Source organism: Rhodococcus sp. KRD162 (assembly GCF_017168335.1).
Lineage (GTDB): Bacteria > Actinomycetota > Actinomycetes > Mycobacteriales > Mycobacteriaceae > Rhodococcoides.
Map to the genome: position 1 here is coordinate 108,879 of NZ_JABFAU010000013.1, position 11,923 is coordinate 120,801.

Here is an 11,923-nt window from a genome sequence, read left to right on the forward strand (position 1 = left end):
GGGGCTACCGGACCGTTCTTCGTAGCCCACTCGCTCGCAACACCTGACGTTCGACGCCTGCACGGATCGCGTCCTCGGTCCCGATCACCCGCACGTGCTTTCGGGCTCGGGTGATCGCGGTGTACAGCAACTCGCGGGTCAGCAGAGTCGAGGCCTCGGCGGGAAGAAGCACCGACACCGTGTCGTACTGACTGCCCTGGCTGCGGTGGATCGTCATGGCGTAGACGGTGTGCACCGAGGAGAGCACGTTCGGGTGGATCAGCACGTGGCCGCGCCCGCGGGGGAACGCCGCCATCGGGGTTCCGTTGTCTCCGGAGATCACGACACCGGTGTCACCGTTGTAGATCCGCGCCTCGTGATCGTTCGCTGTTACCAGCAGCGGCTGGCCGGGGTACCAGAGCGACGGATCGAGGAACGTTCCGCTCCCTTCACCGACCCATTCCATCGCCTGCCGATCCCACCGTGAGACACCCCATCGGCCCTCACGGTGTGCACACAGCAAGCGATGCTTCTCCAGCCCGAGCAGTGCGGCGGCCGCGTCCCCTCCCGTGGCTGCAGCGGTCACTTCGGCTGCGGTGTCGATCACGTCGGAGCGCAGAGCATCCATGTCGTCGGGACCGTGGAAGGAGATCTCCTCGGCGCCGGACTCGAGCAGCGACATCACCTCGTCGGCTCGGCCGTCGCGCACGGCCACGGCCAGGCGCGCGATGGCTCCACCGAACCGCCGGCCGCGACTGAGCCGCACGACACCTCCACTGAGTCGGTCGCGCTCGTACCCGCTCAGGGCCGCCTCGGCCGGATCCTCGGTGGCTGCGAAATCCTCGGCGACGAGTTCGGCCAGCACCGGGTTCTCACTGCCGGTGACCGGACGAGCCACGAGATCTGCCAGCACGGCACCTGCATCGACGGAGGTCAGTTGGTCCGGGTCACCGACGAGGATCAGACGCGATTCGGGACGGACGGCTTCGAGCAATCGGCACATCATCGTCAACGACACCATCGAGGTTTCGTCCACGACTATGACGTCGTACGGCAGGCGATTCTCGGCGTCGTGCCGAAACCTCGTCTTGCTACCGGGCTTCCAGCCCAGAAGCCTGTGCAGCGTCATCGCCTTCAGATCTGCCGGAAGTTCGAGCAGTTCGGCTTGTTCGGACACCGACTCCTGCAGCCGGGCGGCCGCCTTGCCTGTCGGTGCCGCCAAACCTATTCGTAGGTCACTTCCGTGTTCCCGGACGAGCAACGCGAGAATGCGGGCCACCGTATGAGTTTTGCCGGTTCCCGGTCCCCCTGCGATGACGGTGGTCCACTGTGTGGCGGCCAGGGCCGCCGCTATTCGCTGTCGATCGGGGGCGGCTGTCGGTGTGCCGGCTTCATCGACGAACAACTCGGCCAATGCGGCATTGATCTCCGCGGCGTCGGCGACCGGGTGGGTCTGCGATCGCTGATCGAGTACATCGCGAACGATGCTCTCCTGCAGGTGGTATCGATCCAGGTACAGCAGCTCACCCTGATCGGTGTCGACCAGTTTCAACGGCGTCAGTGGTCCGTTCGAGCTCCCGACCACGAGCGGGCTCACGGTCAGGGCACCGAGCACCTCGCTCAGCTCGGGCCACGGAAGCGAACTCGGATCGACCTCGGAATTCTCGTCGACCGTCACATCGCGCAGGCGCCGCAGATCGAGGCACACCGATCCCGAACGCACCGCACGCACCGTCAGGGCGGCAGCAAGCAGGACGTGATCGGACGACTCCCCTGCCAGTGCACCGAGCCGAAGCGCCACGTGTACGTCGGCAGCCGACAGCACACCTGCATCATTGAACACGCGCAGAATCCCGCTGCCGCGCAGTGCCGTCGAGACGGCCGTCATCGACTGATCTTCCCGGCGAGCAGGTCCGAGAGCTCGACCACCAGAGCGGCGGGCGGATCCCAATCGAACACCCCGCACCCGGCCGGGGTCTGTGGTCCCACCATGCCCCGGACGAACAGGTAGCGAATACCGCCGAGGTGCGTACCCGGGTCGTAATCGGGTTGACGCCAGCGCAGATACCGGTGCAATGCAACGGCATACAGGATTGCCTGCAGCGGATAGTGCGAGCGCATCATTTCCTGAGCCATTTTCTCACGGGTGAAATGTCCAGTGGTCAGGTCGCCGCGGGCGAGCCGGTTGGTCTTGTAGTCCACCACGACGTAGCGCGGTCCGGACACGCGGAGAACCGAGTCGATGCTGCCCGTGAGAAAGCCGCGCAGTGGTGTCGCCTCGATACCGTCGAGCAGATCGGGATAGGACGCGAGCACGTCCGTCGGATCGAGGTGATGCCGCATCGAGCGCGCAACGGATTTCAGGGTGACCGTCGCCGCCACCGGGTCCTCGCCACCGGCCAAGGGCAGCTCGAAGTCCAGTTCCGCCAGGTGATCGGTCGGTGCGATGTCGGCCAACGTTCCGAAACCCAAGGGCGTCTGCATCACCGGCAGAAGGGCTGCGGCCAACGCCATCGGGTCGACCTCTGCCATCCGTGACGCGACCGCTGCGCTGCAGCGCCGTTCCAGTTCGGCCAGTAGATCCGGAGCAGAGGCGTCGACGTGTTCGAGCGCCTCGTGGACGAGCGTTCCGAATGCGGCCCCCGCGGGCATGCCGTTCATCGGGGACGCAATACCCTCCACCCTGGGCTCGCCGTCCAGCACGGGACCGTAGTCGCTGTCCGGCTGTGGTTCGGCAGGCTCGTCCGTCTTCTCGGGGTGCTCGGCCTCACTGGTCACACCCGAACCGAGCTGGACCAGTGCGGAATCATGGGCATGAGCTGTCAACGCGGAGTACGACGTTCGACGCCACAGTAGGTCCAGACTTCGATCGAATCGCGCGGCGGCAACGTCGAGGTGGGTCTCGTCCGGCCGGAGCCACTGCGCGGCCGACGGTGCGCCGGAGCCCACCGGTTCGACCGAGATGAGGTCGGTAGCCGATCCGACCCAGGATTGGAGCCGATTCGCGGTAGTCGCGTCGTCGAGAACTTTGTAGGACCGCTCGGGTTGCGGAACTGCGGGTATGCGGCCGAACAGCATGCGATGCAGCGAGGACGTTGCGGTGTTGCGCCCCGGTGCCCACCACAGCACGACCTGACTCTCGGCCCGGGTGAGCCCGACATACAGCAGTCGCAGTTCCTCGGCCGCTTCCTCCTGATCGTTGATGATCTTCCTGGCGGCGTATCCCGTCCCGGACGGTCCACCGACGTCTCGGATACGGTCGCCGTTCTCGTGGAGCAGCAGCGTCGAGGGCTTGCTGAAATACAATGTGTCCCAGGCATACGGCAGATAGACGACGGGAAACTCGAGTCCTTTGCTGCTGTGCGTGGTCATGATCTGGACGGCGGCCGCATCACTGTCGAGTCGACGGCTGCGGTCGGCGGATCCGCCCGCTGCCGGTTCCTTGATGCGATCGGTCAGCCATCGGGTGAGGGCGGTGATTCCGAGTGATTCGGATACTGCTGCGCGATTGAGCAATTGGGCGATGTGCCGCAGATCGGTCATGGTGCGCTCGCCTGCGTCCACGGCGAGTAGACGCGCGTCGAGCCCGGACTGAGCCGAGACGCGCTCGAAGACTGCGGCGAACCCTGCCTCGTCGAAGAGGATCGAGTACTCACGTAGGCGGCTGCTGACCTGGGCTACCGCGTCCTCAGCCCCGGAGTCGAGCTGAGCGGCATTCCAGCCGAGGAGCGGGGTCAGTGCGGCAAGGCGTACGCGATCGGTGCGATGCGGCTGCTCGATTGCCTGCAGCAACCACAGCCAGTGTCGGGCGCTGTCCGTGCCGAACACACTGGTGCTGCTCGATACGACGGACGGAACGCCGACGCCGTCCAACGCATCCCGAATCAGCGCTATCTGCTTGGTCGTTCGGGTCAACACGGCGATGTCCCGCGGTTCGATCTCGCGCGGCCCGTCGGGGCGATCGATCACGGTATTGCTGGACAACAGCTCGACGATGGTGGTCGCGACGTCGGCCGCAACTCTGGATCGGAGCCGATCGACGGCCGGAAACCCTTGCCGCAGTGGACCGACACCGGTTCGCGGGAGGTAGCGAAGCCGTAGCGGAGGATGCCCCACCATCCGCGGCAGCGGGTTTCGTGCCTCGACTCGGTGCACCACGATATCGTCGTGTCCGAGGGCCGCACCACCGTACAGATGATGCAATGCGTCGAGCAGTCCCGAGCCACTGCGCCAGTTGGCAGTGAGTTCGTACAGATGGTCGGCCGATTCCACCGCGTGGAGGTAGCTGAGTACCTCGGCTCCACGAAACGCGTAGATCGCCTGCTTGGGGTCTCCGACGAGAATGAGCGTCGTGGATCCGTGAAACGCTCGCCGCAGAATGTCCCATTGCATCGGGTCCGTGTCCTGGAACTCGTCGATCAACACCACACGGAATCGGTCTCGCACTCGCGCACAGGCAGCGTCGCCGTGCGCCGGATGGGACAACACCGAATGCAGCAGTCCGAGCAGATCGTTGTAGTCACGAACCCCGAGCTGGCGCTTACGGCGCTCGACTTCCCGCCGCGTCTCTCGGGCGAATCGGACGCGGAGTTCGGACTCGCGATTTCCGTCGTCGTCGAGGTTCTCGATATCGGGGTAGAGGATCGACTGCGGGTCGTTCACTGCCGCCAGCGCCAGCTGCTGGGCGTCGTGTCTGCTGAACGCCGGAGCCGCGTCGTCGCCGCTGAACATCTGCAGATACAGATCATCCACGACCTGTTCGAGTACATCGGACACCGATTCGACGAACGTCGATTCGGGTTCACGCTCGCCAGCGATACCGAGCCCGTCGAGCATTCGCTGACAGAAACTGTGGGTGGTGACGATGGTCCCGGCGTCGAAGTCCGAGAGCGCCTTGCGGAGCCGGCCGCGACGTCGGTCTACCTCTGCATCGTCGGCGGATGCCAGGAAAACGACCAGTGGATCACGTTCTGCACGAGCGGCTTCCGGGTCGGCCAGGTGCGCGGCGAGAGAGGCAAATCGACTTCGAGTGCGATCACGGAGTTCCTGGGTCGCGGCCCGACTGAAGGTGACCAGCAGCAGGTCGGATATCTCGGCGAGGCCCTCTGCGACATAGCGCGCGGCCAATCCGACGATGGCGTAGGTCTTGCCGGTGCCGGCGCTGGCTTCGAGCACCGTGGTTCCGGTCGGCAGCGGACCGAGCAGATCGAATCCGCGCGCGGTGGTCATGCGTTCCCCATGTTTTCGGCGGCAAGCAATGGATCCCAGAGCTTTCGAGCGATAATCCCGAAGCGGCTCGACTCGTTCGAAGGTTCGGTCTCGTCGGGTAGGGGTGTCGCGGCCAGCAGCGTCTGAAACGTCAGGGTAGGGCCGTACAGGTACCGTAGCGATCGATCTGTTCCGTCTCCGAAGTCGCCTCGCCACGACCAGGTGGCCGACTCGTAGCCGTCCTCGATCGTTCCGCCCCCGAACCTCTTCTCGGCGTACGAGGACGCGGTTCCTGTCGAGATCGGCAACGGCGACGCCAATCCACGGTCGCGTAGATCGACCAACTCGCGGAGGACCGTGCTGGGCTCGGCCGGTGCGGTCAGGCGAGATCGACGAGGTGGTCGCATTCCACTTGCCCGTCCGATGGTGACGGCGCTCCATTCCCCCGGCTCCGATGCGGCCACCGCCAGCAGCCGTACCCAGGCCGCGAGGCGGTGCTTGGCAGCCAGACGCGAGTAGGACGAGCGCGCCAGAGTGCGATCGTGGATTCCGGTCACGGTGCCGGTCAGACGCCGTCCCTCACCGAGATCGACGGCGATATCGATGGTCTCGGCCGGCCCGTCGTGGAAGGGGGCGGCCGCGTCGGCGATGATTCCGACGATCTGCCGAATATCGGACATTTCACGTCGGCCCTGATGGAACGGCGGCAATGTGCCGCGGCGCCACTCGGCGTCGGCGAATTCTCCGATGTCTCCGCCTGCGAGTACTGCAGCGAGCATCCGGTCACCGATGTTCCACCGAGACAACGGGTCCAGTTCGATATCCAAACTGTCCGCGAGGTCGTCCTCTAGCTCGGGAACTCGAAAGCCCAGTCGTTGACGCAGAAATGCCTGCGCCGGGTTCTCCACGAAGGCGATCAGGTCGGCGAGTTCTACGTCTCCGCGAGGTAGTGGCGGAAGTGCCTCGGGCAGAAACGGGCGCACCGGATGGGTGGTTTCTTGCTTGGCCACCGCGCCTGCCAAGGCGACCACGTCGAAGCTGAAGGGGTGCTCGGCTTCGAAATTGTGTGGATCGAACGGCTGCAGCGGATGCCGATGTTCGACGCTTCCTCCCGCGGTCACCTCGAGTACGTCCATCAACTCGCGCAACGGAATTGCCGGGGGTTTGACCGATCCGTCGACGGGGTCGGCTCCGGTGTAGAACAGTAGGAGTTTCTCCTCGGCGGACATCACCGCGTCGAGTAGGAGTTGCCTATCCTCGCTGCGGAGGTCTCGTTCGCCGATGGCAGGGTCGCGGGCGAGGATGTCGTCGCCGTCGATACTGCCCACTCGCGGGAACACCTCGTCGTCGAGCCCGAGAAGCACCACCACTCGGTGCGGCACCGATCGCATCGGGACCATGGTGCATACGGTCAGTTCGCCGGTTCGGAAGTTCGCTCGGGTGGGTCGGCCTGCAAGTCTCCCGGCCAGCATCGCGCGGACGTCCGCGAGTCGAAGCTCGGCTTCGCCACCGTGTTCGGTGGCATCGGCGATCTCGCGATGCGCTTGTGCGAGTTGCCATTCGTCCGCGGTCGGTACGTCGGCGAGCAGATCGAGGGCGCGACCGAGCTGCCGCGTCCATTCGGTCACCGACGCGGGACCGGCAAGGGCGCGCAGTACCGAGGCGAGGCGATCGACGAGCTCGGCGAAACGGCCGGCGAGGGTGATGTCGTTGCTGTCGACATCGTCGAGTGGGAGGGCGAGGTCGAGGTAGTCGTTTCCGGTCTCGTCGGCAGCCACGCCCAGGAGAATGCGGTCCAGTGCGGACTTGAACGTGTTTTGTCGAAAGCCGTTCAGTCCGAATGCTTCTCGCTGCCGAACCGTCAAGCCCCAGCGGGCACCCGAGGTGGTGACCCATTCGCGCAGTCGCTCCAGGTCGTCGTCGGTGAACGAGAACTTCGCGCGGACCGGGCCACTTGCAGCGAAGTCGAGGAGTTCACTCGCCGTGACGCGGCCCTGAGCACAGTCGAGCAGGGTGGCGATGACGTCGAGCACGGGGTTGGTGCGGCGCAGGCCCCGATCGGCGAGTCGCACGCGCAGCCGGTGCCCCGGGTGCACCAGCGCCGCCTGCCCGAAGTTCGCGCGGATCAGCGGCGCGTAGGTCTCGACGTCCGGGCACATCACCAGCACGTCCCGCGGTTCCAGAGTCGGATCCTCGGCGAACAGGTGCAGCAGGGATTCACGCAGAACGTCCACCTGCCGAGCGGGACCATGACATGCGTGGATCTGCACCGTTCCATCGGACGACGTTGCGTTGGCATCGGATTGAATTGCGGCGGTGGGTGATACGTTCGCTGCTATGTCCGACTGAACTCGGGCGAGCAAGGTACCGGCGACCTCAGAGCTCGGGTGATAGACAGAGCTCGGGTGATACACAGAATTCGTCGCGATCGAACCGAGGGTTGATTGCAGCTCTCGCACGTCACGCGACAGGCTCGCCAACAGTGGATGTTCGACCGCCAGAGCCGTGACGTCGTCTCGTCGACGCGTCACCGCAGGGATGTCTGCGAGGGCGTCCCACATCGACGGGCTGGGGTGCGGCACCCAGATGTGGACGTCGCGGTGGTGTGAGAGCGCAGCCAGCATCTCGCGCTGATCGGCGGTCAGCCGAGTCGGACCGAACACCGACAATCGACTCGGTAGGTCTACCGCTTCCGGCGCGTCCCGCAGCCGGGCGCATATGACGGGCAGCCGTTCGGCGGGGCTCGGGCTGTCGATCCGCTCGCGCACCATGTTCCACACTCGCGGTTGCCACTGCAGGTCGTCGTCGAGATCGGTGCCGTGACCGTCGGTGAATCGTCCGGCCTGCCACTCGCGCAGCATCTGGGGTCGCTGGGTCCCGTACGTGCGGAACAGCTCCGCAACATGCGCCGCCGTCGACCAGCGGCGTCCCGCTCGATGGTCCTCGGTCCCGGCTCCCAGGTGTTCGAACAGTACGGCCGCCCACGGTTCGGTGCGACATTCGTCGATCACGTCCAGTGCGGTCCAGAGCACCCGTCCCGGGGCCCAGGGATCGTCGTCTGGGTCGATGTCGTCGACTGCAGCGATGGCACGAGAGACCAGCCTCGCCGGGCTGGGGAATTCGATGTTCGCGGCGATACCGTCTCCGTCGGGGCCACCCAATGTGCGTGACAGTCGTTGAGTGAGCCACCGCTCGACACCCTTGGCCGGGACCGACACGACCTCGGGAGCAAAGCAATCGTTCAACGGAACGGAGAGCACATCGGCGAGGGCTGCCGCGAGGGTTCCTGCGCGTTCGGCGCGGTGGAGCGTCAACACCGTTGCGATCCCCCTGCCTTCCTCGTGACGAAGAGCCCGATTCCCGGACAGGAGATGACCCTACTCGAGGCTCCGACAGGTTCTGCCCGATGAGTTGGGCCGTCGAATTCGGTCGGTATCTGTGAACTCCGTATCGAGACGAAGGAGACGACATGTTCGGACACGTGTTTGCAGTGGTGGCAGTGCGCGATATCGACGCATCGAATGCCTGGTACGAGCGGCTTTTCGATCGGCCCGCGGACAACAATCCGATGCCGAGCCTGGTGGAGTGGCAGGCAGCCCCGGCTGCCTGGGTGCAGGTGACCGTCGATGCCGAACGGGCCGGTTCGTCGCAGTTCAACGTCGCCGTCGAGGACCTCGAATCGTTCGTCGCTTCAGCGCGCTCACGCGGGGTCGAGTTCGGCGACATCGTCGAGGCGAACAAGGGAGTCCGGTTGTGCTCCGTTTCCGATCCCGACGGTAATTCGATCACGGCGATCGGCGGCTTCCGAGAACGCTATTGACACACCCCGGTTGCCGTCCGCACCTCTGGTGTAACGGCAGCCGACGGCCGTACGACATGCAGGCTGGAATGCGACCGCCCGGTCCGAAAGGGATACAGGGGGTGCTTCCGGGTCCCGCGGTCCATCTCTGCCGCGGAATCGACACCCACCGACCTGAGGACGATCCCCCGTGACCAGCGCATACCCGCCACCGTTCCAGCGACCCGCTCCTGAGCCGACGACCCAACGTCGTCCCCTGCTCGGCAAGTTTTTCGCTTGGGCTGCAATCGTTTTCGGTGTCATCTTTCTGATCCGCGCAGTCACGTCGTTCGAGTTCGGCGCTCTGCTCGTCGGCGCTCTGCTGCTCGGCGCGGGTGTCGTGTACTTGCGCTCGTCGCCCGCGCAGGGCCGCAAGGGCTGGGCGATCCCGGCAATCGCCGTCCTTCCCGCCTTGGTCTTCGCGGGCCTGACCACTACCACCGAGCCCGAGACTCCCGCCGTTGCCCCGGTTGCGGCCGTGCCCGCGCTCCCGACCGTCACGACGACCTCCGCGCGGCCGACCACGACGACACCCGCACCGACCACGACCACGGTGGCCCCGACGACCGAAGCTGTCGCTGCCGTCGTCGAGGGGCCGCCCACGACGGAGTACATCCCGCTCCCGGATCCCGAGCCCGCCTACATTCCGGAGCCGCTGTACACCCCCGAGCCCGTCTACACCGCTCCTGCGCCGTTTGTCGCAGCGCCGCCCGTCGTCTCGTACGCGAATTGCGATGCTGTTCGCGCGGCAGGCGCAGCGCCGATCTACGCCGGGGAGCCGGGCTACAGCGTCAAACTCGACCGCGACAGAGACGGCATCGGCTGCGAGAACTGACCACGGTCAGCCCACCAATCGCCGCGTGAGGTCTGCACTCTCGCGGGAGTAGGCGACCAGCATGACGAGTTCGACCGAGGGCCGCGCAGCTTTCACGGCCACCACTTGCTGGGTGACGGCTTCGTGCATCGGCCATCCGAAGGACCCGCCGGAGATCAGTGGAAACGCTACTGACTTCGACTTCATCGACGCGGCCAGGGCCAGGCTCCGGGCGTAGCACGATCGCAGCAATTCAGATCGGTCCTCGTGCAGGGAGTACCGCGGCCCGACGGTGTGGATGACGTAGTCCGCGCGCAATCTGCCTGCGGTGGTCGCGACGGCTGCGCCCACGTCGAGCCCGTGCGGCAGGGTGGTGGCCCGCAGCACCTTGCATTCCGCGAGGATCGTGGGCCCGCCGGCGCGGTGGATCGCCCCGTCCACCCCGCCGCCGCCGAGCAGTTTTGTGTTGGCCGCATTGACGATCGCACTCGCCGCCACGGCTGTGATGTCGCCCTGGACGACGTCGATTATTGTCATGAAAGTTCCTTCGCTGCAATGATGTTCGTGGTGATGCGATCGAGGTCCTCGGCACGAAGCCCTGGGTAGCCGTGGACGATGTCGCGCCAGTCCTGCGGTACCGCCGATGCTCCCCAGCACGCTCCCAGGAGTCCGCCGGCGATGGCTGCCGTTGTGTCGGTGTCGCCGCCCGCGCGGACGCAGAGTTCGAGAGCTGCGGGTAGTGGCCGCTTCTCGTCCCGGCAACGATGGATTGCCCACCATGCGGTCTGCAGGGCGTGCACAACCCAACCGTTGCGTGGGAAGTCCGAGGGCTCTCCTGCCTGGGCCAGCTGGATCAAGGGCTGCCAGAACGCTCGCACATCGGCGTCGGCCTCGTCGAGAAACTCCGAGACGCCATCGTATGTGCCGTGCAGAACTGCGTATCGAATTGCGTGAGTCCATAATTGACACGCTTCGCCGGCACGTGGGTCGGCATGCGTGAGATCGCTGATCCGCGCTGCAGCAGCTCGACATCCTGCGGGATCGTCGAGGTAGGCCAAGGCGACCGGCGCGGTCCGCATGAGCGACCCGTTGCCACCTGTTCTGCCTGGCAAAGACGCAGCCGCGGCGGCCATGTCCGCGCCGCTTGAGGTGGCCTGCGAGAGCACGGCGCGAGTCTGATTTCCGACATCAGGAGGGTTCTGCGCGAACCACGCACGAAAATTATCGGCGATCTCGTCGATGTCACCGCCTGATTCGAGAGCCCGCGCCACGCACAGTGCCATCGAGGTGTCGTCGGTCCATTCCCCCGGAGCCCAGTCGAACGTCCCGCCGCCGACCATGGCGATCGGCGTCTCGGGCGAGGGATATCCGAACTCGTAGCCGGCACCCAATGCGTCGCCCGCTGCTGTTCCGAGCAGAACGCCCCTCGCTCGATCCTGTTGATTGTCCGTCAGTTGCACAACTACCCCTTTGCTCGATATTGAGCTAATCATAGATCAGTTTCACGCTAATATGCAAGACATGACCTGGCGAGATCGAGAGGGCAACGCCCTGACCGACTACCCACGCCCATCCGTGGCAGTCGACGTAGCTGTCCTGACCCTCCGCGACAACCGACTGCACGTCGTCGCAGTGCACTCGGAGCGAGGACTCGCGCTTCCGGGAACATTCCTGCGCCCCGGAGAGAGGTTGTCCGATGCGGCCGATCGCGCACTCGAGACCAAGGCAGCCATCGTCGATCTCGTATTTCACCAACTGCGACTGTTCGACGCGCCGGATCGGGACGACCGCGGATGGGTTCTGTCGATGGCGCACAGCGCAGTGGCCCCAGTCCGATCCCTTACCACGACAACCGAATGCGTTCCCATCGACAGTGCGAGACCGGTGTCACCGTTGGCCTTCGACCACGACGACATGGTGACCGAAGCAGTTCTCGACCTGCGTGAGCGCTACGCACGCGAGATCGATCCCGCACTGTTGCCGAACGAGACTTTCACACTGCTGCAGCTGCGAGAGTTGTACGAGATCGTCTTCGACCGCTCGCTCACGAAAGACACCTTCCGACGTCACGTGATCGGCGCGCT

7 protein-coding genes and 1 pseudogene (1 of these 8 running past the window's edge) are annotated in these 11,923 nt (G+C 65.4%); 3 read left to right on the top strand and 5 right to left on the bottom strand.

The features are described from left to right. Window positions 1-4: 4 nt before the first annotated feature. From recD to recC, 3 genes are read right to left on the bottom strand one after another with little or no spacing between them, the layout of a single operon-like run. The gene (gene recD / locus J1M87_RS17615) at window positions 5-1,867 is read right to left on the bottom strand and encodes an exodeoxyribonuclease V subunit alpha (RefSeq protein ID WP_206490801.1); all 1,863 of its coding nucleotides are present in this window, start codon (window positions 1,865-1,867) and stop codon (window positions 5-7) included. After that, entirely contained in the window at window positions 1,864-5,208 is a 3,345-nt protein-coding gene (locus J1M87_RS17620) for a UvrD-helicase domain-containing protein (RefSeq protein ID WP_206490802.1), read from the bottom strand. Before J1M87_RS17620 ends, recD begins: the two co-directional genes overlap by 4 nt. Next, a complete protein-coding gene (recC, locus tag J1M87_RS17625; protein WP_206490803.1) occupies window positions 5,205-8,504 on the bottom strand; it encodes an exodeoxyribonuclease V subunit gamma in 3,300 nt (1,099 codons plus the stop codon). The genes J1M87_RS17620 and recC overlap by 4 nt, the downstream gene beginning before the upstream one ends. 152 nt (window positions 8,505-8,656) lie before the next feature. Between recC and J1M87_RS17630 the strand changes: the two genes are divergently transcribed. Both J1M87_RS17630 and J1M87_RS17635 read left to right on the top strand, forming a co-directional pair. After that, the gene (locus J1M87_RS17630) at window positions 8,657-9,007 is read left to right on the top strand and encodes a VOC family protein (RefSeq protein WP_206490804.1); all 351 of its coding nucleotides are present in this window, start codon (window positions 8,657-8,659) and stop codon (window positions 9,005-9,007) included. A gap of 169 nt (window positions 9,008-9,176) precedes the next feature. Further along, window positions 9,177-9,860, top strand: a complete 684-nt coding sequence (locus J1M87_RS17635) for an excalibur calcium-binding domain-containing protein (RefSeq protein WP_307830847.1) — start codon at window positions 9,177-9,179, stop codon at window positions 9,858-9,860. A 6-nt stretch (window positions 9,861-9,866) separates the two neighbouring features. On the opposite strand, the gene J1M87_RS17640 is transcribed toward J1M87_RS17635, so the two are convergent. Further along, entirely contained in the window at window positions 9,867-10,376 is a 510-nt protein-coding gene (locus tag J1M87_RS17640) for an O-acetyl-ADP-ribose deacetylase (protein WP_206490805.1), read from the bottom strand. Continuing rightward, window positions 10,373-11,299: an ADP-ribosylglycohydrolase family protein gene (locus J1M87_RS17645; RefSeq protein ID WP_206490806.1), complete on the bottom strand. Its 927-nt coding sequence runs from the start codon at window positions 11,297-11,299 to the stop codon at window positions 10,373-10,375. Before J1M87_RS17645 ends, J1M87_RS17640 begins: the two co-directional genes overlap by 4 nt. A gap of 454 nt (window positions 11,300-11,753) precedes the next feature. Here J1M87_RS17645 and J1M87_RS29455 point away from each other — a divergent pair. Then, window positions 11,754-11,923, top strand: a pseudogene (locus J1M87_RS29455) (NUDIX hydrolase) (its annotated part continues 46 nt past the right edge of the window); the annotation flags it as partial.